20 protein-coding genes are annotated in these 21,339 nt (G+C 44.3%); 18 read left to right on the top strand and 2 right to left on the bottom strand.

Translation table 11 applies throughout. The features are described from left to right. Positions 1 to 26: 26 nt before the first annotated feature. Positions 27 to 902, bottom strand: a complete 876-nt coding sequence (gene galU, locus ACQEXT_RS10620) for a UTP--glucose-1-phosphate uridylyltransferase GalU (protein ID WP_138973843.1) — start codon at positions 900 to 902, stop codon at positions 27 to 29. Between the two features lie 116 nt (positions 903 to 1,018). Next, positions 1,019 to 1,672: a response regulator transcription factor gene (locus tag ACQEXT_RS10615; protein WP_138973842.1), complete on the bottom strand. Its 654-nt coding sequence runs from the start codon at positions 1,670 to 1,672 to the stop codon at positions 1,019 to 1,021. Between the two features lie 281 nt (positions 1,673 to 1,953). On the opposite strand from ACQEXT_RS10615, the gene ACQEXT_RS10610 reads away from it, so the two are divergent. The 18 genes from ACQEXT_RS10610 to ACQEXT_RS10525 all read left to right on the top strand — a co-directional run bounded on the left by ACQEXT_RS10610 (position 1,954) and on the right by ACQEXT_RS10525 (position 21,278). Next, a complete protein-coding gene (locus ACQEXT_RS10610; RefSeq protein ID WP_269377940.1) occupies positions 1,954 to 2,487 on the top strand; it encodes a single-stranded DNA-binding protein in 534 nt (177 codons plus the stop codon). Positions 2,488 to 2,657: 170 nt separating this feature from the next. Beyond that, positions 2,658 to 4,667 (top strand): RNase E specificity factor CsrD, encoded by a 2,010-nt coding sequence (csrD, locus tag ACQEXT_RS10605; RefSeq protein WP_426951981.1) that lies wholly within the window; start codon positions 2,658 to 2,660, stop codon positions 4,665 to 4,667. A gap of 6 nt (positions 4,668 to 4,673) precedes the next feature. Next, entirely contained in the window at positions 4,674 to 6,110 is a 1,437-nt protein-coding gene (locus ACQEXT_RS10600; protein ID WP_426951979.1) for an MSHA biogenesis protein MshI, read from the top strand. Continuing rightward, positions 6,110 to 6,760, top strand: a complete 651-nt coding sequence (gene gspM / locus ACQEXT_RS10595; protein WP_426951978.1) for a type II secretion system protein GspM — start codon at positions 6,110 to 6,112, stop codon at positions 6,758 to 6,760. The genes ACQEXT_RS10600 and gspM overlap by 1 nt, the downstream gene beginning before the upstream one ends. Beyond that, positions 6,753 to 7,082: an MSHA biogenesis protein MshK gene (locus ACQEXT_RS10590; protein WP_426951976.1), complete on the top strand. Its 330-nt coding sequence runs from the start codon at positions 6,753 to 6,755 to the stop codon at positions 7,080 to 7,082. Before gspM ends, ACQEXT_RS10590 begins: the two co-directional genes overlap by 8 nt. A 15-nt stretch (positions 7,083 to 7,097) precedes the next feature. Beyond that, a complete protein-coding gene (gene mshL, locus ACQEXT_RS10585; RefSeq protein WP_426951975.1) occupies positions 7,098 to 8,750 on the top strand; it encodes a pilus (MSHA type) biogenesis protein MshL in 1,653 nt (550 codons plus the stop codon). A gap of 5 nt (positions 8,751 to 8,755) precedes the next feature. Then, positions 8,756 to 9,595 carry an ExeA family protein gene (locus ACQEXT_RS10580; protein ID WP_426951973.1) on the top strand — a complete coding sequence of 280 codons (840 nt, stop codon included), beginning with the start codon at positions 8,756 to 8,758 and terminating at the stop codon, positions 9,593 to 9,595. 3 nt (positions 9,596 to 9,598) lie between these two features. Beyond that, a complete protein-coding gene (locus tag ACQEXT_RS10575) occupies positions 9,599 to 10,645 on the top strand; it encodes a tetratricopeptide repeat protein (protein ID WP_426951971.1) in 1,047 nt (348 codons plus the stop codon). After that, a complete protein-coding gene (locus ACQEXT_RS10570; protein WP_426951970.1) occupies positions 10,635 to 12,359 on the top strand; it encodes a GspE/PulE family protein in 1,725 nt (574 codons plus the stop codon). Before ACQEXT_RS10575 ends, ACQEXT_RS10570 begins: the two co-directional genes overlap by 11 nt. A gap of 8 nt (positions 12,360 to 12,367) precedes the next feature. Beyond that, positions 12,368 to 13,588, top strand: coding sequence for a type II secretion system F family protein (locus ACQEXT_RS10565; RefSeq protein WP_331427243.1), 1,221 nt, complete (start codon positions 12,368 to 12,370; stop codon positions 13,586 to 13,588). After that, on the top strand, positions 13,572 to 14,060 hold the full coding sequence (locus tag ACQEXT_RS10560) for an MSHA biogenesis protein MshF (protein ID WP_426951968.1): 489 nt from the start codon (positions 13,572 to 13,574) through the stop codon (positions 14,058 to 14,060). The genes ACQEXT_RS10565 and ACQEXT_RS10560 overlap by 17 nt, the downstream gene beginning before the upstream one ends. Positions 14,061 to 14,129: 69 nt before the next feature. Beyond that, the gene (locus ACQEXT_RS10555) at positions 14,130 to 14,696 is read left to right on the top strand and encodes a prepilin-type N-terminal cleavage/methylation domain-containing protein (protein ID WP_426951966.1); all 567 of its coding nucleotides are present in this window, start codon (positions 14,130 to 14,132) and stop codon (positions 14,694 to 14,696) included. Between the two features lie 27 nt (positions 14,697 to 14,723). After that, positions 14,724 to 15,200 carry a type II secretion system protein gene (locus tag ACQEXT_RS10550; RefSeq protein WP_426951965.1) on the top strand — a complete coding sequence of 159 codons (477 nt, stop codon included), beginning with the start codon at positions 14,724 to 14,726 and terminating at the stop codon, positions 15,198 to 15,200. 124 nt (positions 15,201 to 15,324) lie between these two features. Further along, a complete protein-coding gene (locus ACQEXT_RS10545; RefSeq protein WP_426951964.1) occupies positions 15,325 to 15,783 on the top strand; it encodes a prepilin-type N-terminal cleavage/methylation domain-containing protein in 459 nt (152 codons plus the stop codon). Then, on the top strand, positions 15,783 to 16,343 hold the full coding sequence (locus ACQEXT_RS10540) for a type IV pilus modification PilV family protein (protein WP_426951963.1): 561 nt from the start codon (positions 15,783 to 15,785) through the stop codon (positions 16,341 to 16,343). Before ACQEXT_RS10545 ends, ACQEXT_RS10540 begins: the two co-directional genes overlap by 1 nt. Continuing rightward, positions 16,343 to 17,053, top strand: a complete 711-nt coding sequence (locus ACQEXT_RS10535; protein ID WP_426951962.1) for a PilW family protein — start codon at positions 16,343 to 16,345, stop codon at positions 17,051 to 17,053. Before ACQEXT_RS10540 ends, ACQEXT_RS10535 begins: the two co-directional genes overlap by 1 nt. Next, on the top strand, positions 17,043 to 17,495 hold the full coding sequence (locus ACQEXT_RS10530; RefSeq protein ID WP_426951961.1) for an MSHA biogenesis protein MshP: 453 nt from the start codon (positions 17,043 to 17,045) through the stop codon (positions 17,493 to 17,495). The genes ACQEXT_RS10535 and ACQEXT_RS10530 overlap by 11 nt, the downstream gene beginning before the upstream one ends. Positions 17,496 to 17,501: 6 nt before the next feature. Then, complete coding sequence (locus ACQEXT_RS10525; protein ID WP_426951960.1) at positions 17,502 to 21,278, top strand: DUF6701 domain-containing protein; 3,777 nt, start codon at positions 17,502 to 17,504, stop codon at positions 21,276 to 21,278. Positions 21,279 to 21,339 lie beyond the last annotated feature (61 nt).

Here is a 21,339-nt window from a genome sequence, read left to right as displayed (position 1 = left end):
CTGCCTTAATCTTTGTAAAAGGCGGGTTATACGTCTTCTTTGGTGGTGTGTTGCTTACCAAGCTCAGATTTTTTTGTGTCTTTCAGATAAAGATTCTCAAAACAGTAATTCGTTGCTTCGATGTAACCCTCAACGCTTCCGCAATCGAATCGTTGACCTTTGAATTTGTATGCCAGAACACAACCTGCTTTTGCCTGTTTAAGCAACGCATCGGTGATTTGAATCTCACCACCTTTGCCTGGTTCGGTATTTTCAATCAGCTCAAAAATATCTGGCGTAAGAATATAACGGCCAATGATGGCTAAATTACTTGGCGCTGTTCCTGGCTCAGGTTTTTCAACCATGTCATCAACTCTGAAGATGTCGTCTTTGATCATTTCACCGGAAATCACACCATACTTGTGAGTTTCGCTTTCTGGCACTTCCTGAACGGCAACGATAGAACAGCGGAACTGCTTGAATAGGGCGACCATTTGCGCGAGAACACCTTCTTGTTCATTGACACACAGGTCATCGGCGAGTACGACGGCAAAGGGTTCGTCACCAACCAGTTCTTTACCAGTAAGGATGGCATGGCCAAGGCCTTTCATCTCACGTTGACGAATGTAAGTAAAGTTGGCGGTCTCAATAATGTCACGGATATCGATCAATAAATCTTCTTTATTGGTACCGCTGATCTGATGCTCTAGCTCATAGTTTTTATCAAAGTGATCCATGATGGAGTGTTTGCCACGTCCAGTGACGATGCACATCCCGTTCATACCTGCTTGAATCGCTTCTTCGACGCCATATTCAATCAGTGGTTTATTGACCACTGGCATCATTTCTTTTGGCATTGATTTCGTCGCTGGTAGAAAGCGTGTACCGTAACCGGCGGCCGGAAAAAGGCACTTTTTGATCATGATTAAACCTTTCAATTTTTTTACTGAATTCCTGACTGGCGCAACAATACCATGCTTTAACTAAATAGATAATGAATACGCCAGTATTCGTATTGAATTCGTTTTAACTATGTGACTTAGTAGTTGGGATTCATATGTTGTCTAGCCCACGATGCAGCCTGAGCACGATTTTTCACACACAATTTTTTGAAGATCTTTTGCAGATGAGACTTTACGGTAAATTCACTAATAAACATATCTTCAGCAATTTGTATGTTAGACGCTCCAGAGATCAGGCAGCGTAAAATTTGCAGTTCACGAATCGTGAGATCAACCGTTGCGGGTGCGGTCTGACTGTCGACGACACTGCGATAGTAATAGAGCAGTTGTGCAGATACTTTGCTTGGCAAGCAATTCTCGCCATTGATGATATCTTTGCAGCGTTTGGCGATGTGCTCAATAGAATCCTGTTGATAGAAGAGGCCTTTAAGGTGACCAAAAGCAAGAACTTCATCGGTTGAAAGCGGATGTGTCACATTGAAAATGATCGTTTCAAATGACTTATCGGCTAGTGGAAGATCGCGAATCTGGCTTTTGAGCCTAGTATAAGCGTAGTGATCAATTAATAAAATTCGGTGTTTGTGCCGTTGAAGTGCGATAAGCAGATCATTAGGTTGCATTCGAGGTATGGTCAATTCTAACTGTTGCTCAAGCTTATCAATAAATGGATTAGTGGCAGTGACGTCTTCAGATAAAAAGTGAATGGTTCTGGTGTATATTTTTTTGTTCATTTTTTAAATCCTGTGTATTTGCATTAGTGCACACATAGAGTGCTGCAACGAAACCATCAGTGCGAATCGAGGTGTGCAGTTTGCGTTAAAATTCATGACAAAAAGTAATTCATGAATTACTCAGGAGAAGGGGAGCTGAAGAGGGGTCTAAAAAAAGACTTAGAGTTGTTGGACTTAGAGCGACGACGATACATTGTCAGTCGAGGAATTTGTCCCGAGCGTAAAGCGTGTTATCCTATTGCGCTATTTATCTATCATTACCAATTTAGACGGAGCGAAACATGGCTAGCCGTGGAGTTAACAAAGTTATTTTAGTAGGTAATCTGGGTTCAGACCCAGAAATACGTTACATGCCTAGCGGCGGTGCAGTAGCAAATATCACTATCGCAACGTCTGAATCGTGGCGCGATAAAGCGACTGGCGAACAGCGTGAGAAAACGGAATGGCACCGTGTTTCGTTATTTGGCAAACTTGCGGAAGTGGCGGGTGAGTATCTTCGTAAAGGTTCTCAAGTTTATGTTGAAGGTCAACTTCAGACGCGTAAATGGCAAGATCAAAATGGTCAAGACCGTTACACAACTGAAATCGTTGTTCAGGGCTACAATGGCGTAATGCAAATGCTTGGCGGTCGTGCTCAAGGTGGTGCTCCTGCGCAAGGTATGGGTCAATCACAGCCACAACAAGGTGGTTGGGGACAACCACAGCAACCTGCAATGCAACAACAGCCTGCATATCAGCAACAGTCACAGCCACAACAAGCTCAGCCTCAATACAATGAGCCACCAATGGATTTTGATGACGACATCCCATTCTAAGTGCTTGTTATTGAAAAAAAGCCGCGCAAGTCGCGGCTTTTTTATATAGTAAATAATATCACATACGAAATCCCCCTAATTGCTGGGTAAGGAATGCTAGCTAAGTGACTGTTTATCTATTAGCATCCTGAAAATTTGAATCATACGTTGAGAAAAGGAATTCTTTATCCATGAGGTACACGCCTACCTTAAAATTGAGTACTCGACTCGTTGCCTTTGTGACTGTCATTGTCACGAGTGCGATGTTTATTCTATTTCTTGGTGGGACACTGTCGTTTAAACAACTGGGTCAAGAATATCTAGAGCACTCATTGAAAGGCATTGTTGAAGTTGTCGATAAAGAGATGGAAGACCCAGATGCGGCCTATTCTCTCCAGCGATGGATGCCAAAAATGCTTCAAGCCTCGAACATTGTCGAGATGGAGTTGCACTCGTCTTACGGTGTGATTTATCGATTCAAAGACACAACTTCTAAAATAGACGCCTCTCTGCTATATCAGACTCAATACACCTTGGATCGCAATGACGGCTATAGCATTCGTTTTAAAGCGGTCCCACCGTATATTGGTTATGGATACTCAATGCAAGCACTGTGGTCGATTACCTTAGCTGTTGCACTGATCGTCTTCTGTCTGCATCGTGGTCTTAAGTGGCTTAAGGAGCAACTGCATGGCTCTGAACTGCTTGAAGAGCGTGGCCGAATGATATTAGCGGGTCGAGTAGAGGAGTATGCGCAAGGCGATGTCAAAGAGTGGCCTTATACTGCTAGTGAAGCACTCGATCGACTTATAGAAGAACTTCAAGATGCGCGTCAGGAGCGAAGTCGTTTTGATACCTTTATTCGCTCGCAGACCTTCTTGGATCAGTTAACGGGGGCGGCCAATCGAGTGCTATTCGATAGCAAATTGGAAGCGGCTTTGTCTGAACATGGATCCCATGGTGGCGTGTTGATCATTCGGGTAGATGACTGGGAAGTGATTCAAGTTGAGCAAAGTAAGCAGGTGGCGAACGACTTTCTCATTGAAGTGGGTGAAGGACTGAATAATGTGATACAGAGATATCCAGATGTGATCCTCTCTCGTTATTACAGTTCGGATTTTGCTATTTTTGCGCCTAATTTGTCGACTAAAGAAGTGTCAAATATGGCTGGCCATTGTTTAAAACAGTTAGCCAAACTTGATCCTCCTTCTCCTCTTGAAACCGATAATTGGGTGCATATTGGTGTCAGTATGTACCGTGAGGCAGAGAGCCAAGGGCGAATTATTGATGAAGCTGAAACAGCGTTAAAAAGTGCACAATTGCAAGGCATCAATACTTGGAGTCGTTTTCAAAAACACATTGAAGCAGACGAAGAACGAGGCAGTGTCCGTTGGCGAACTTTGTTTGATGTAGTGCTAAAGCCTGAGAACCTGTACATATTCTCCCAGCCTTGCTATCTCCTGAACCAGCAGCAAGATAAGAAAGTTGACCATTTTGAGCTGTTTGCACGCATTAATGACCCAGATAAGGGAGTGATTAAGGCGTCGCGATTTAATTCAGCAATAGAATCAGTGGGCTACGAAGCTCGACTTGATACGGCGACAATCACGACAATTAGGCGCTACCTCGCTCAGTCAAACGATTCAGCAACTTACGCCATCAATTTGCATGTTGTTCCATTTGCCGACCGAGGTTACTTCAAGTGGTTCAGAGATGAACTCCTGCAATTGCCGTCGGAGCAAAGAGCGAGGCTAATATTTGAATTTGCTGAAGCCCGTTTGGTTAAGCATCTGGATTACATGCGTCCAGTGAGCAAGATGATTGCCGGTTTAGGGTGCCAAGTGGCAGTAGGGCAAGCTGGCCGTTCAATTGTCAGTACCCATTACCTTAAAGAGCTACCTGTCAGTTACTTGAAGCTCCATCGAAGTTTAATTAAAAAGATCGATCAACGGCATGAAAACCAGTTGTTTGTCCGCAGTCTAATGGGGGCGTGTGATGGACTTAAAACTCAGGTAATCGCCGTTGGTGTCGATAATAAGCAAGAACATAAAACGATTTTAGATTTGGGCGTGCACGGTATACAGGGTCGCTACTTATGTGCTGAGAAACAGATGCTGCCACTTGCAGCTAGCAGCATGAATGTCAGTCCATCTTCGAACAAAGTACAAGCTGGTCGGCGCAATCGCTGGAGAAGAACATAGAGCAGAATGAACATTCAATCACTGATTAGCAAATTTAAGCGCAGTAAAGAAACGGCAAAGCGTCTGAGCGTTGTTGTTCAGCCGAGTGCACTCTATTTTTCATCATTGCCTGGTGTAGAGTTAGCATTGTCGGTTCCTTATCAGGGCTCTACGTGGCATGAAACATTATTGGATGCTTTGCGAGATGCGAATGTGTCTGAGGTTGTGCTTGATGTCGTGCTCGACTCCAACCTGTACCAAACCTACCAGATAGAAAAGCCAAGTGTTCCAGAAAACGAACTTGCTGGGGCTTTGCCATTCTTACTCAAAGATCTTGTTAGCGAACGAGTGACCGATATTGTGGCAGACGCTGTGGCTCTGCCTAACAGCAGTAAACTGCAAGTCTATGTATTTTCGCGCAGTGCAGTAGTCAACTTATATCACGGTCTCAAATCACTCAACATAGAGTTGTCGAGAATTATGGTTGAGGACGAAGTCTGGGGGCATGCGAGTGAGAATAAAAACTTCTTATTACTTCAACGCAGCAGGCAAAGTCAGTTCAGAGTCAGTGCATTTGTGGAGTCGCAATGTGCATTCCAACGTACAATACGAGGCATTGCCTCACCATTGACGGGCGTTGCCAGTAGTATCTTACAGCTAGATGGTATCGCACTAGAGTTGCAACGTTCGATTGATTACCTTTCGTCACAGTTACGCACTGTTTCTCTGCACCAAATGTACATCTGTTGTGATGATGAAGAGCAGCAGCAAATCGTTGACGCTTTAAACGACACGCTTAGCGTAAAAGTCTCGCAGCTGTCGGAGTTGGGACAGCAATCCGGAGAAATTCTGGTTGGAATTGTTCAAAATTTTCAAAATGCACAGATCAACCTGTTCCCTGAAGAGTTCAAAACGAAGCAAGACTATTTCACCCTACGCAATGTTGTGCTCATCTGGGGAGTGTTAAGTGCCTTTCTTTTGCTCAGCAGTGCCGCATTGGTGTACCAGAAAACGCAGTTAACTCAAGAACTGCAATTATATCGGTCACAAGTCGCAGAGTTTGAAAAACAAACCGCGGTGTTGAACCAACGCCTTAGTCAGCATAAACCGACCCCGGCCAAAGTTGCTGCGGTAGCAAGGTTAAAGCTAGAAATAGAAGCAAAACGAAACTCTCTCAAAGCGGTCAGCGAGTTTGATGAAACTCAGCAAGTTGGTTATTCGGGTGTGATGCGTTCTTTGGCGGCTTTAGGTCGCAACGATATTTCGTTGAGTGAGATCTCCATTGATGCCGTCACGCTTGATCTGGTTGGTTTAGCCAGAAATCCGCAAGCGATCCCTAATTGGGTAAATCAATTCAAATCTGAGTTAGACCTCGTAGGGAGGACGTTTGAAAAACTCAAAATAGGTCGCAATGAACAAGGCATTATCACGTTTGAACTAAAGACGACTCAGGAGAGCGAATAATGCAGCAGTATTGGCAACAGTGGCAAGACAAGTTTGCTCAGTTAAGTCAGCGGGAGAAATGGCTGGTCGCTCTATGTGGCGTCGTGGTGTTTGGACTAGGAATATATGTTGTATTGGTTGAGCCGGTCTTAAAAAACAATCAAGCGGTGATGAAACAGATCACTGCCACTAAGCTCGATGCACAACGTTTAGAGGCCGACATATTATTAATGACGGCTAAACTTAAAAAGGATCCAGACCAAGAACTCAATCTGGAGTTCAAGCGTTTGATGTCTGAAAGCCAGAGTTTATCTGAGCAACTTGCAGAGATCGTTGAGAATCTGATTTCACCGAGCGAGATGGCGCTACTGCTAGAAGATGTCTTATCAGAGACAAAAGGCTTAAAGCTGGTCGCGCTCGAATCAATGCAAGCTGAGCCAATAGTAAGTAATGAACAATCAGAAACCCTGTCCAGTTACTACTTACATCCAGTCAGACTCGAAGTGACGGGGAACTATTTTGCCATCGTTGAGTATTTAGATACGCTAGAGAACTTACCGATGAAATACTACTGGCGAAGCTTTCGATACACGGTTGAAGCGTATCCTGAAGCCCGTTTAGTGCTTGAAGTGTATACCCTAGGTTCCAGACAGGAGTTTATTGGTGGATAGAAAGTGGCTGTTTGCAGTATGCATGCTTATTTCAACGACTGTTTGGTCAGCACAAGATCCGACGGCACCTCTGGGTTGGGAAGCTCAACGGCCTGCGGGTGAGAAACCTAAGCAAAAGGTGCGACCACCCCTACCGGAGCTTCAAGCTATCGTCTGTTCTGGTGAGCAAGATTGTTTAGCGACTCTTGCTGGTCAGGTAAGAGGGATGGGGGAGAAAATTAATGGCTACCGAATTAATCAAGTCCAGTCAGATGCTGTCATTTTGTCTCACGGTGAACAGCAATGGAAATTAGAACTCTTTTCTATGGAAATTAAACAGTAAGGTCAGTGGAAACATATGCGTAAACTCGCTATCGCAATTACGATTACATCTATATTGGCTGGTTGCTCCATGGGACATCGCGATCCGATAGAAGCGAAAAGCACTCTCAATCAAGCGATCAATGAGCAAAATAGCCGCAGCCTTGAAACTCTGCCGCCTTCTGTTGAGGCTGACTTGATGCCGGAACTTGCCAATGACGACATAACAGAAAGCAAGACCATAAAACGTTTTCGAATCAAGGCTAATGGCGTCGAAGCAAAAGCTTTTTTTACCAGCTTGGTTAAAGGAACGGAATTTAGCGCCGCTATCCACCCCAAGGTGACCGGTTCTATCACAGTTAATCTGAGTGATGTTTCTCTTGATGAGGTGCTATCGGTAGTTCAAGACATGTATGGCTACGAAGTGACTAAGTCAGGTAACGTAATTCAGGTTTATCCTGCGGGGTTACGAACGGTGACTATTCCGGTTGATTACTTACAGTTCAAGCGTTCTGGTCGTTCACTTACCTCGATTTCAACCGGTACGATTACGAATACCGATAACAGTTCGTCGAACAACTCATCCAATTCTAATTCAAACTCGAACTCATCAAGCAGTAACTCGACTAACTCGACTCGAGGTGGAACGGAGATTGAAACGACTAACGAAAGTGATTTTTGGCCTCAATTAGAAAGTGCGGTTTCACAACTTATTGGTTCTGGTAATGGACAAGGTGTTGTGGTGAGCCCTCAGGCGAGTGTGATTACCGTCAGAGCTTATCCTGATGAGATTAGAGAAATTCGCAACTTCTTAATGGTCTCCCAGCAACGTATGCACCGACAAGTTATTTTGGAAGCAAAGATTTTGGAAGTGACCTTGAGTGATGGCTATCAACAAGGAATAAACTGGTCGAAAGCCTTTACATCAAACGGGACGAATTACACTTTAGGTCAGGGCTCTACGGTCAAAGACTCGAATGGTTTGCCTTTTCCTTTGCCCGGCTTAGATACGATTGGCACCTTGTTAGGCGGTCAGTCTAATTTGGTTATTTCGAGCGGTAGCTTTGAAGCCGTATTGAGCTTTATGGCAACGCAAGGTGATCTGAATGTTCTTTCAAGCCCTCGGGTGACGGCCTCCAACAACCAGAAAGCGGTTATTAAAGTAGGCACGGACAGTTATTTTGTCACTGATTTCTCAGCAAATACGGATTCGAACAGTTCGACATCGAATACCACAACAGACATAGAGCTAACTCCTTTCTTCTCCGGTATTTCGTTAGATGTCACTCCGCAGATTGATGACCAAGGTAATGTGTTATTGCACGTTCATCCTGCTGTTATTGATGTGACTCAAGAGCAGAAAGAAATTGATTACGGTTCGAGACGGCTAACCTTGCCATTGGCAACAAGCTCGATTCGAGAATCGGATTCGGTGATTCGTGCTCAAGATGGCGATGTCGTAGTGATTGGTGGCTTAATGAAGTCGAACACGGTTGAGCAAGTGTCAAAAGTGCCATTTTTAGGTGATGTACCCGCATTAGGGCATCTGTTCCGCAATACGACTCAACTGACGCAAAAAACCGAATTGGTGATTCTTTTGAAACCATCAGTCGTTGGTATCAACACTTGGCAAAAAGAGCTGGAACGTTCTAGAGATTTGCTGCAAGAGTGGTTCCCTGACGGGCAGTAGTATATATGTACCTCGAACACTTTGGTTTTGAGCACTTGCCGTTTCACCTCACTCCAGATACAGACTTGTTTTTGGGGTTAGAGCCTCATTATGAGGCGATTCAGACAGTCATGGCGGCACTGGCCATGGGGGAAGGGCTAATCAAAGTGACAGGGGAAGTGGGCACAGGTAAAACCATGATATGTCGAGTCATGGCAAAGCTGTTTGAACCCCATATCCAATTGGTATTTGTACCTAATCCCGCTTTGGATGGAGAGCAGTTGCGAAAGGCGGTCGCCAGTGAACTGGGTATCGATAATAGTGAGTCAGCATCGATTGTTGATGATATTCAGGGGCGTCTGATTGAGCTGACGGCGCAAGGCAAGCAGGTTGTTGTGATGATTGATGAAGCACAAGCTCTTAGTGATGATGCTTTGGAAGTGCTGAGGTTGTTCGGCAATCTAGAAACTGAACGGTGTAAGCTGTTGCAAACGGTCATATTTGGTCAGCCTGAATTGGATGAACGTCTGTCACAGCATCATTTACGTCAGTTTCGCCAGCGGATTACTTTTAGTGCCCAGTTACGCGGACTGACTCTTGACGAGACCGTGGCTTACATTGACAACCGACTAAGCAAAGTCGGTGGTCAAACTTCTCTATTTTCTCTCAATCATAAGAAGGCTATCTGGCGAGCAAGCAAAGGTTATCCAAGATTGATTAATCAAATCTGCCATAAAGCACTGCTGTTGGCTTGCAGTCAACAGCTAGCAATTGTCACTAATCGGCAACTATTTGCTGCCATTCATGACACTTATGACAGTTGTAAACCTAAATTTAAGAGCCCGCTATTGTGGGGGTGGAGTTAAATCATGAGTGCAATTAATAACGCGCTTGCCAAGTTAGCTAAAGAGTCGCCATCGAAAGTGACACTTACCAAAGCTGATATCGCCCCAGTGAAACAACGTCCTGTTTTACCTTGGGTGGTAGGAAGTTTTGCGCTGAGTTTAGCGGTTGGTGGCTGGGCAATATCTCAGCAAGCACCGATGAGCGATCGACTTGAGACCATCGAATTTGCGAGCGAGCAAATTGAGGTTGCTTCACCCACTCAGAAAGTGACGCCCAATCACTCTGCCCTGTATCGGACGGATCGCCAAGATAAGCCGTCCCAATCCGCTATAGAAACGCAAAAGGTGAGTAAAAAAACGCCACATTTACAGCAAGCTCCGACTGTTTTGCTGGCTCAAAATAAAGCGACAAGCAACCAAGCTTCTCAAGTGACACAGGCTCAACTAGGCGAAGTGGTCATTGAGCAAGTCGATTTAACGCCACAGCAGTTGTCGGATAAAGCACAACAGCGCGCAAAAAAAGCACTGGATGGCAACAATCTATCAGAAGCACTCAATCATTATAGTGAGGCATTGCGTTATACACCGGCCGATGCCTCAGTTAGAAAACGCTTATCTGCGCTTTACTATGGTAAAGGAGAAGTAAGAAAAGCCGCTGAAATTTTGCAAAAAGGTATCGCCCTCAACCCAGAGGATGTTGATTTACGCTTAGCTTTGGCAAGAATGCTGATGAAAGAGCAGCAGAACGGCGTGGCTTTAACGGTACTCAGTGCCCTACCAAAATCTGTCTCAGTGGAGTACTTAGCTTTACGTGCTGCTTTAGCGCAAAAAGAAAAGCAAGATGAGATGGCTCTGCAAAGTTACCAGCAGTTAGTTGCCATCGAGCCTGATAGTGCTCGCTGGTGGTTAGGACTGGCTATTCAACAAGAGCGAGCTTTTGATTTAGCATCGGCAAAAAGCGCCTACCACCAAGCGTTGACTAAGCTTGGACTCTCTAGCCAGTCGCAGCAATTTATCCGAGACCGACTAACTCTGATTAGCAGTTTAGAGGAATCCAGTAGTGAAAATTAAATTAAGAAAGCGCTTGGGTGATTTGCTAGTCGAAGAGGGCATTATCACTGAACACCAAGTTGAACAGGCGCTAAATGCACAGCAATCAACGGGTCGAAAGTTAGGTGCGACATTAATCGAGTTAGGATTCTTAAGTGAGCATCAGATGCTGACATTTTTGTCTCAGCAACTTGATATTCCCTTGATCGATCTCAGTCGAGCCAATGTCGATATCGATGCAGTCCAACTTCTGCCTGAAGTGCATGCTCGCCGTTTGCGGGCATTGGTCATTGCTCGTCAAATGGATACCTTGCGAGTCGCAATGAGCGATCCTGCCGACCTGTTTGCTCAGGAGGCACTACTCGGTCAATTATCGCAATACGCGATCGAGTTTGTTATCGCACCAGAAAAACAACTGGTGGAAGGGTTTGATCGCTACTATCGTCGAACTAAAGAAATTGCTTCGTTTGCAGAGCAGTTACAGGCGGAGCATCAGGTAACCGAAGCCTTCGATTTTAATATTGAAGGTGAAGACAGTGACGAAGTGACTGTGGTTAAGCTGATCAATTCACTGTTTGAAGATGCCATCCAAGTGGGAGCATCGGACATCCACATTGAACCAGATTCGAATGTTCTGCGTCTACGCCAGCGTATCGATGGTGTCTTGCATGAAACATTGCTCAATGAGGTCAACATTGCCTCGGCGTTAGTGCTGCGTCTAAAACTAATGGCTAACTTAGATATTTCTGAAAAGCGTTTGCCGCAGGATGGACGCTTTAATATCCGAGCCAAAGGGCAATCGGTAGACATTCGTATGTCTACTATGCCAGTGCAATACGGTGAGTCGGTGGTTATGCGTCTGCTCAATCAGTCTTCTGGCGTAAGAAAACTAGAAGAGTCAGGTTTGCCCGATGATCTACTCGTCAGGTTAAGGCGTCAATTGCGTCGACCTCACGGCATGATATTAGTGACTGGCCCAACTGGTTCGGGAAAAACAACGACTCTGTATGGTGCACTCAATGAACTCAATGAGCCAGGCAAAAAAATCATTACTGCTGAAGATCCCGTTGAATACAGATTACCGCGAGTCAATCAGGTTCAGGTTAATCCTAAGATAGACCTCGATTTCTCTACTGTGTTGAGAACATTTCTACGTCAAGACCCTGATATCATCTTGGTCGGTGAGATGCGTGATCAGGAAACGGTCGAAATTGGCCTTCGTGCAGCACTTACTGGGCATTTAGTGCTAAGTACATTGCATACCAATGATGCGGTCGATAGTGCGCTACGAATGATGGACATGGGGGCGCCAGGCTATCTTGTTGCGAGTGCTGTTCGTGCGGTCGTCGCTCAGCGATTGGTGCGAAAAGTATGCCCTGATTGTAAAACGGAAGATGAGCTTGATGCGGCAGACAAGCAATGGATCGCTCAACGCTTCCCTAATCAGGTTGAAAGTCGTTTTGTTAAAGGCCGTGGTTGCCAAAACTGTAACCTAACGGGTTACAGAGGGCGTATTGGTGTATTTGAAATGCTTGAGCTTGAGCAAGATATGATGGATATGCTGCGCGCAAATGATGCCGTAGGCTTTTCACGCGTGGCACGTAACGCACCCAACTACAAACCGTTGCTTGCTTCTGCCATGGAGTTAGCTTTGCAAGGCATTGTCAGTTTGAGTGAAGTGAAGACCTTGGGAGAAGGTGACTCTTCAGGTTCTGCACAGGCGATCTACATCTAGGAATCACTATGCCACATTTTCGATATCAAGGCAGACACTCAGATGGCTCAGCGACGTCTGGAACGATAGAAGCACCGACTCAGGATGCGGTTGCCGAACAGTTGTTGAATAAGGGAATCATTCCGACCCGTATTCAGGCTGGCGGTGGTCAGGCTGCGTTCAATATTGATGTCAAATCGTTACTCACTCCAACGATCCCTTTGGAAGTACTGGTCATTTTCTGTCGTCAGCTATACAGCTTAACTAAAGCCGGAGTTCCCTTGCTGCGCTCGATGAAAGGGTTGAGTCAAAATAGCGCCAACAAGCAACTTCAGCAAGCGCTTGAAGCGGTCACTCAAGAGCTAACCAACGGTCGCAGCTTGTCGAATTCAATGCAGATGTATCCTAAAGTGTTTAGCTCACTGTTTGTCTCTATGGTCCATGTCGGGGAGAACACAGGTCGTCTTGATCAGGCCTTGTTGCAACTGGCGAACTACTATGAGCAGGAAGTTGAAACACGTAAGCGTATTAAAACAGCGATGCGTTACCCGACGTTTGTGATCAGTTTTATTGTGGTCGCGATGTTTATTCTCAACGTTAAAGTGATCCCTCAGTTTACCAGTATGTTCGCTCGCTTCGGTGTCGATCTGCCACTGCCAACACGAATCCTCATTTCAACGTCAGAATTCTTTGTTAACTATTGGTTGGTTCTGGTCGCTATCATGATAGGTGCCTTATTTGCCCTGAAAGCTTGGATCGGGACTGCCAATGGTCGTGAGCAGTGGGATAAGTTTCGCTTGAGAATGCCTGTGGTCGGAGAGTTGATCAATCGAGCTCAACTGTCACGATTTTCAAGAACCTTTGCCTTGATGCTTAAGGCGGGGGTACCGCTCAATCAATCATTGGCTTTATCTGCGGAAGCGTTAGGAAATCGATTTCTAGAAAACCGACTTCTTGAGATGAAATCCTCTATTGAAGCGGGCAGCCCTATATCATCGACAGCAATAAATAGCGGCATCTTTACACCATTGGTTATTCAGATGATTTCTGTCGGTGAGGAGACGGGGCGAATAGATGAACTGCTACTAGAAGTAGCTGACTTCTATGACAGAGAAGTGGACTATGACCTAAAAACACTAACAGCACGCATCGAGCCGATATTGTTGGTGATTGTCGCCAGTATGGTGTTAGTGCTTGCGCTGGGTATCTTCCTGCCGATGTGGGGCATGCTTGATGCTATCAAGGGTTAATGCGGCACTGTTCCTTCAGCGCTCAAGATTAATCACTTGGTTGTTGGTGGTGATGGTTCTGACTCTCAGCTTGCTACTCGCGTGGCAGAATGTAGAAGTTAAGGCCAACGATTCTGCTTTTTTGCTGGCGACGCAAAGAGTGATTGAACGAGCGAGTTACTTTAAGCAGCAGTGGTTATTGGCAAAGAGAAATACGCCGTTAGAGGTTGATGGTAGGGTGTTGAACTACACTAATAGTGGGTGGATTGAACCGCTTGATAGTGACCGACAGAATAGCTGTATTTTTTGGTTAGAGGTTCTATACCCAGAGAAAGAAATCCTAGGTAAAGAGCCATGGAAGATAGTCGATGATTCAATAGGCACCAGCTACAGTTGTAGCTATTTTTATCAGCAAGGCAGAGTGTTCACTATCAATCTGATCGGTAACAAGTTTTCTGCTAAAGTTGGATTCTTAGCTGAGTCTCATAATTGAAGTTTGGCTTCTAGCAGAAGTAAGAAAATTCCGTATAATACGGTGTACTAAATAGTAGGTTATTAATTTATGGCTAACAAACAGTCTGGTTTTTCATTGGTTGAGTTGGTCGTGGTCATTGTCGTGGTAGGTTTACTTGCCGTGGCGGCGTTACCGCGCTTTTTAGACGTGACTGATGAAGCAAAAAAAGCCAGTGTTGAAGGTGTTGCTGGCGGATATGCGACGGGCGTGTTATCGGCTAGAGCTCAGTGGGAAGCAGAGGCGAGACCCTCGGTGACCATTGATGGTACAACACGTAATACAGTGAACTATGACGGTGTTGATTTTTGGCTTACAAGTTCTGACCAAGCTGGTGGGGATTTTAGAGATGGCTATCCGTATGCCATCAACAACGGTGACAATAGTTTTCCTGCCGGACTGACCAATGATATTTGTATCGAACTCATGTCTAACCTACTTCAGAATCCGCCAAGAGTGGGCACAACTGCTCAAGCTGAGGCCGATTCAAATATTAAGTATTCAGCCCAGGCTGATGACGCGGCTTCAACTTGCACCTATATTCAGCAAGAGGGTAATAGCGAAAATCAGTTTGTTTATGAAATTGAAACGGGTCGTGTGACCGTAACTCTGCAGTAATGCGCTATAAAATAGAGAGATAGAACGATGAAAAGACAAGGCGGTTTCACCCTTATTGAACTTGTGGTAGTCATTGTTATTTTGGGTATTCTTGCCGTCACTGCGGCACCACGTTTTTTGAATATTCAAGACGATGCGAGAATTGCTACGCTTGAGGGTTTAGCTGGAGCTATGCAGGGTGCGGCAGGTATTGTATATGGTAAGTCAGCGATTGAAGGACGCGAAGCTCTTGAAGATTCCACGGTTACTATGAGTGGAACTACAATTAATACCGCTTATGGTTATCCGAAAGCAACTGATGCAGATTTGTCTGCAATTGTTACTGGGTTAGGGACTGGTGAGGATTTCGAATATATTAAAAGTTATACCGTAGTTAGTGCGGCGGCATCTTCATTTGGTATCCCATCATACACAACTAACTGTGTTCAATATGTACAGTCGACAAGTGATACTATTGCAGCTAGTGTCTCAGTTGTCAGTGGTGCTGTGTGCACTAACAACTAGAAGTTAAAAAAGGCCAGCAACGCTGGCCTTTTTCTTACGTTATACCATCATCTTTCAGTCCTCATCACGCAGCTCTTTTGCACCAACTGATATACTTTAAAAGTCTCCCTTCACGGTACTAGGCATGATTAAGTCGAAGTTCTCTGGTTTTACATTAGTAGAGTTGATTATTGTCATCCTACTTATTGCGATTGTTTCTGCGTATGCTGCCAGTCGTTATGCTGGTACTTCCGGCTTTTCTCCCTTTGTTGCTCAAGAGCAGGTAATTTCGGTTATTCGTCAGGTTCAGGTTAACCGCATGCAATCGAATAGGGAGGCTTCATGCGCTGACGATAGCAATACCGCTTTGCGAATATCTTCAACCTGCTTGGGTTCAGTTGAAGGTTGTGTGCTTTCTAATACACAAAGGAGCGACTGGGTGTCTATCGATGGAGTGAATTTTACTCCAGCTTTGAATTGCTTAGAGTTTAATTTACTTGGAGAGCCAAGTGATGCGGTTAATATACAAATCCGCTCAGGTTCTTCTACCTGCCTAGTCTCGATTGCACAAAATGGTTATGTATCACAAGGGAACTGCTCATAATGGAAAAGGTGGAGTCTCGCTTTAAGGGTTTTACCCTTATAGAAAGTGTGATTGTGATAATTATCATGGGCCTGGCGATGATCACGATTACTAATTTTCTTGTTCCACAAATATCCCGTTCTGCTAACCCTCATTATCAAACCCGAGCAGCAGCGTTGGGGCAAAGTGTGATGACGCAAATTTTGGCACGAGGGTTTGATCATAACAGTGACTTCACTGGTGGAGTTAGGCGTTGCGGTGAAGTAATCGCAGGACAGGCTACCGTTAGTTGTACTGCTCAGGCTGATTTTGGTGCAGAAGAGGACGTTGGGGTTGAACCAGAAGCAATTCGCCCAGACCTCTATAACGATGTTGATGATTTTATAGGCTGTTGGGAGCCACAAGCGGCAAATGGTTGTCGTGATCTAAATTTGTTATTAGCTGATAATAGTTATCGTAATTTCCGCTTGGACATTAGTGTTAGTTATGCCAATGGGACAAGCTTAAAAAGAATTAGACTGACAATCTCGGCAACAAATCAATCCCCAGTTAACTTAAGCGCTTATCGAGGTAATTACTGATGAGAGCAAAAGGTTTTACGCTAATTGAAATGGTGATTACTCTGATTGTCGGGGCGATTTTAGTTTTGGGTATTGCTGGTTTTGTAGAGCTAGGAGCGCGGGGTTATACAGATACTATTGACCGCCAGCGTTTACAAACTCAGGCGAAGTTTGTTTTAGAGAAAATGTCGAGAGAAATACGTCACGCTGTACCAAACCTATTTCGCTCACAAGATAATTGTGTGTTTTTTTATCCAATTGTTTACTCGGGATTCTATGCATTATCAGGGAATGATGTGGAGTTTATTGTTGGTCAACGAGATGACCTCAATGCAAATAGCTTTGACGGTTTATCCCTGATTATTAATCCCACAACTAACCTTGGTGTTCGTGATGACTCTATAATTTTGACCAACAAAGTGTCTGTGTTGGCTAATCAGGTTTTCTCATTAGAAAATGAAGCCAGTAATCTTCGCAGTGAATCAGTGGCTAAACGTTATTATATTTTCAATCGCAATCAAGAGCGTAGTTACTGTATTTCAGCTGGAGTAGGTCAAGGACGAGTCGAACGAGATGGTGATGCTCTTTCAGATTTTGTCGTGATAGGAACTCTTAACTATATCCCCGCGACTGTGCAAAACAACGGATTGGTTCGGGCGAATTTAACTTTTAGTCAAAATGGTGAAACAACGAATTTTGAGCAGGATATACAGGTGATTAATGTACCGTAAACATGAGCAAGGGAATCTCTATGTTGTTGTGATATTTGTGCTTGTTGTTATGGGCTTTTTGGCTACGGCATTAAGTCGAATAGAGCTATCTAATAGCGATGCTCATACTCGCGATGTATTGGGAACACAAGCTTGGTTGTTAAGCCACTCAGTGAACGAGCTTGCATTAACTCTGTTTTATCCCCTTAACTCAACCGAGTCCTCGGTTGCTGCGCATTGCGACCCCGATTCAAACAGTAATACCACAGATGTCTCCGCGGAATTGCAAAATCGAGCCAACGCGCTTATTTCAACGGTTGCAAGCTGTAGAAACGTCGAGCTAAGCTGTACTTTAAAGGGGCCACTCGATGGTGAGACATTCTATATATTCGAGAGCAGTGTGACGTGTGGTTCAGGATTATCTGAGGTCGTGAGAAGTCAGCAAGCATGGGTGAAGGAATAATGTACAATGATTAGGCACTTGAACTGTCGAATTAGACTGTTAACTTTATTGTTCATTACACTGTTGTTGCCTTCACTTGCCGTGGCGAAAAATTACTATCTAAATGATTTAAATGACTTTGCGGCATTGTGTTCAGGTGGCGTCTCATACAGCCCATCTCCTGCCCTAAGGCATTATTACTGTAATGGTCAATTCATCGCGCGAAACAGCACAATATATGTCAATAATGGCTCGACTATTGTTGCGTATGGTGGTTATAACCTAGATAACTCGCAGATTGGGCAGTTAGGTGTAACAACCCAGTTACAATCAAGTAATTGGAGTTCAGTCAGTTACTTCGATGACTCGGTTATCTATGGGAATATTAACTTACACACGGGGCTCCAACTATCGGGTACCTATGTTTACGGTTACCTCAAAAATAACGTTAATCAAAATATCTCGATTAATGACGGGAGCTATATCTCGGGTTACGTAGAGGGATTTGGGCGTATTGAGGTCAAAAATTCACAAGTTTATAGTGATGTTTGGAATAATACGAACCAGTCAATCTACATTCATGCAGGCGCGCATATTGAGGGAGGTATTAATGCGGGCACACAAGTAACCATTTTGGATTCAGTGATCAATGGTAACGTAGTCAATCGATCCAATACGGATATTTACATTGGCAATGACTCTCAAATCAATGGTTACGTTGATGTTGGAACCACGCTTACAATAGATGATTCCGTGATACAAGGGAGAGTCTCCAACCGCAGCAATAATCGGATTTTTGTTACGAATGCCTCACGTGTTGATAGTGACGTCATTAGCTTTGGAGAGGTATTTTTAACCGATGTTGAAATAGTCGGTAATGTACAAAGTTATAATCATCATATCAATTTAGACAACACAGTTGTTCGTGGAGACGCCACGGCAGCAAATAACAGCTGGGCCACAATCTTCTTTCGCAACGAGAGCGTGGTTGAAGGGCAGTGCTTATACAGAACTGATCCAGTCAATGCCTGTGATGGCACAACTCTTAGCCCTATAGCTAAGTATCATTTTGATGAAAGCCTCTGGGCAGGTGGTATGACATATGATGTTGTTGATAGTGTTGGCGGTTATGATGGTCGTGCTGTTAACAATCCAAATCTAAATCATGTCCCTTTCTTGCCGGCCTTAGAGAATAACTCACTAGATTATGGTACTTGTGGTTATGCAGAGTTTAATAATCGCGATAACTCTTTTGTTCAAGTTGACCATTCACAAGGTCTTAGTTTTGAAGACGATTTAGCTGTGTCAGCGTGGGTTAAGTTAAGTGACGGATACCCGCGCTCTGGACAACTGTTTACTATTGTGGCTAAAGATACAAACTATGAGTTTCACATCAATAGCCAAGGAAAAATTTACTGGTATTGGTTGCAAAAAAACAATCAGGTCAAAACATTAACCAGCAATACCACGATACAATTAGATACTTGGTACCATATTACTATTGATTACGATGCGAGTAGAAAGAACCAGCAAGCCAAATTATATATTAATGGTTCTTTAGATAAGGTCGTAGGGGGCAATGGCAAGCGAAAGCTGAAAACTAATTTCGAAGCTTTACGTTTAGGAAATGATGCCAATTTTACCACTCGCTCTTTTAACGGATACATAGACGAAGTAACCATTTTTGACCGTTCACTTTCAGACTCTGAAGTATCCACACTCTATCGGCAGCGACACTTATGTGAACCTACAGAAGAACAACTTACTTTCGTCATAGAGCCTCAGTATGAGTTTGCACTTACCTGTGAGGAGTTACCTGTTCTATTTAAAACCATCAATGAGAATGGCGTAATCACTCAACCAGCAACCCCAAATTTTACAGTCAATGCCAATCCTTTCTCTTCAAGCAAGTGGTGCGATAACGGAAATTGTAGTGTTAATGGTTCAAATTATTCCTCTAGTTTGGTGAATGGACAAAAGACACTGCATTTACGTTCAACTGATGTAGGGAGTTACTCGATTTCAGGTTCATGGAATGGAGAAAACGGTCCAGCTAGCAATCAGGTTAACTTTGTACCGTACAAATTTGCGGCCAGTGATATCAACGTTATTGCTGGAAGAGAATATGAACAATCACTTAGTGTGCTGGCGTGTAATGATGGAGCATCGACAGTGGTCAATTACACTGGCACCCCAACGGTCAATTGGCTGCTGCAATTGCCGTCTACAGGGATAATTGGCAGTACACCGGTGTTTAGCCCGGTTTTTCAAAATAACAGTGCAGTATTGACGCCAATTCAGGTAAATGAATCAGGTGTCTTTAAGGTGCAAGTTCAAGATAGCGCATTTCCGTGCAGTGAATTAAGTGATTGTCCAGAGAGTGGCATTGCAAGTTTGGCGGGTAGCTTCTTGGTTAATGCACGTCCATGGACATTTGCGATTTGTAGTGATGATGATATTTCAGGTACATCGAATGGCGGCGTCGGATATAAAGCCTCGGGGGAGAGCTTTGACGTTCAAGTAAAACCAATTATTTGGCAGAGTGGAGGTGCAGTTTCCGGTCCGATAGAGGTTGCAGGACTATGCAATGTGCCCGTAACTAGGAATTTCTTTGATTCCAATTCCGTCTCAACTGCAGTTGAACTAACTCACCAAATAGACTCACCAACTGGCGGAGATCCTGGTCAACTAACTGGTAAGTTGTCGGTTGAACATGATGAGAAAGCATCCAGTGGTAATTATTTTGAGTTCCCAGATTTGAGTTGGAGTGAAGTGGGGAGTGTTCGTTTGCAAGCCGAAAGCTCAAACAGTTACTTAGGGATGGACATTAATCAAGGTTTCCGTCCTATAGGACGCTTCTACCCAGACTATTTTACCATCGAAAGTAATGCGTGGAATGACTCAGTCACCGCAGGGGCTATTCAAGGTTTTACCTATATGAATCAGCCTTTTGAAAGCGTATTGGCAACTGTTGGAGCGTTTAACGTACAAGGTGGTACAGTGAAAAACTACGGCCTGTTCTCTAATGATTTACAAGCAGTGTTTTTCATGGATAACCAAGATAGGCTGCTCAATGCTGATGCTGCTAGTCTCGCTATGAACTCCGATTATCAAGCCCATCAATGGCGATTGAATAGCTCTCAGATTATCTGGAGTAAGGCTCCTAACTTCACTCCCGATGGTCCATATAATTACTTCTCAGGTGATGCTCTTGAAGTGAGTTTGCAGATAGAACCTTCATTGATAGGCGACCCTGTACGCTTTAAGCAGTCCTCTAGTGACCTCGAACCTACCAGCAGTCAGGTGTTACCTGATGAGCAACCCCGCCTCGTTTTTGGTCGATTCAATATGACAGATGTGGGAGGGGTAGAAGCGGCCACGTTACCTGTACCATTACAAGCTCAGTACTGGAATGGCAGTCGCTTCATCACTAATCCTGAAGATAGTTTCTCCTCCTTTGACAGTACACATTACTGCACAGAAATGATCTGGCCTAACGAGAGCGATAAGGGAGATAATGTTCGTCTAACTGGTGTTGGTACATTGGTTGATGGTGCTTCGTCTGCGATTGTTGCGACACAAAACACCCCGAATCGCGAGCAAATCGAAATTTGGTTGAGACTTGATGCTAGTGCTTCATCGGCCACTTGTAATGGCACCAATAATGGTCAAACTTGGCTAATGTATGACTGGGATCAGAATCAGATTAATGAGGAAAACCCCTCAGCAGTGGTGACGTTCGGAATTTATCGAGGAAATGATCGGGTGATCTTCAGAGGTGAACCGGGCTTAACTGGGCAGTAATTTCTGTGTTTTTTTTGCCCATCGTTAGGAATCTGTTAGAAATTGCGTGTTTCAGCCCATG

Origin of the sequence: Vibrio sp. TRT 29B02, from assembly GCF_050113655.1 — a bacterium.
Lineage (GTDB): Bacteria > Pseudomonadota > Gammaproteobacteria > Enterobacterales > Vibrionaceae > Vibrio.
This window is presented reverse-complemented; position numbering and strand designations above follow the sequence as displayed.

Coding starts and splice junctions, on each gene's coding strand:
- ACQEXT_RS10550 (WP_426951965.1), top strand. CDS start 14,724: ATGAAAAGACAAGGCGGTTTCACCCTTATTGAACTTGTGGTAGTCATT.
- galU (WP_138973843.1), bottom strand. CDS start 902: ATGATCAAAAAGTGCCTTTTTCCGGCCGCCGGTTACGGTACACGCTTT.
- ACQEXT_RS10560 (WP_426951968.1), top strand. CDS start 13,572: ATGCTATCAAGGGTTAATGCGGCACTGTTCCTTCAGCGCTCAAGATTA.
- ACQEXT_RS10555 (WP_426951966.1), top strand. CDS start 14,130: ATGGCTAACAAACAGTCTGGTTTTTCATTGGTTGAGTTGGTCGTGGTC.
- ACQEXT_RS10575 (WP_426951971.1), top strand. CDS start 9,599: ATGAGTGCAATTAATAACGCGCTTGCCAAGTTAGCTAAAGAGTCGCCA.
- mshL (WP_426951975.1), top strand. CDS start 7,098: ATGCGTAAACTCGCTATCGCAATTACGATTACATCTATATTGGCTGGT.
- ACQEXT_RS10565 (WP_331427243.1), top strand. CDS start 12,368: ATGCCACATTTTCGATATCAAGGCAGACACTCAGATGGCTCAGCGACG.
- ACQEXT_RS10540 (WP_426951963.1), top strand. CDS start 15,783: ATGGAAAAGGTGGAGTCTCGCTTTAAGGGTTTTACCCTTATAGAAAGT.
- csrD (WP_426951981.1), top strand. CDS start 2,658: ATGAGGTACACGCCTACCTTAAAATTGAGTACTCGACTCGTTGCCTTT.
- ACQEXT_RS10580 (WP_426951973.1), top strand. CDS start 8,756: ATGTACCTCGAACACTTTGGTTTTGAGCACTTGCCGTTTCACCTCACT.
- ACQEXT_RS10545 (WP_426951964.1), top strand. CDS start 15,325: ATGATTAAGTCGAAGTTCTCTGGTTTTACATTAGTAGAGTTGATTATT.
- ACQEXT_RS10600 (WP_426951979.1), top strand. CDS start 4,674: ATGAACATTCAATCACTGATTAGCAAATTTAAGCGCAGTAAAGAAACG.
- ACQEXT_RS10535 (WP_426951962.1), top strand. CDS start 16,343: ATGAGAGCAAAAGGTTTTACGCTAATTGAAATGGTGATTACTCTGATT.
- ACQEXT_RS10530 (WP_426951961.1), top strand. CDS start 17,043: ATGTACCGTAAACATGAGCAAGGGAATCTCTATGTTGTTGTGATATTT.
- gspM (WP_426951978.1), top strand. CDS start 6,110: ATGCAGCAGTATTGGCAACAGTGGCAAGACAAGTTTGCTCAGTTAAGT.
- ACQEXT_RS10610 (WP_269377940.1), top strand. CDS start 1,954: ATGGCTAGCCGTGGAGTTAACAAAGTTATTTTAGTAGGTAATCTGGGT.
- ACQEXT_RS10615 (WP_138973842.1), bottom strand. CDS start 1,672: ATGAACAAAAAAATATACACCAGAACCATTCACTTTTTATCTGAAGAC.
- ACQEXT_RS10525 (WP_426951960.1), top strand. CDS start 17,502: ATGATTAGGCACTTGAACTGTCGAATTAGACTGTTAACTTTATTGTTC.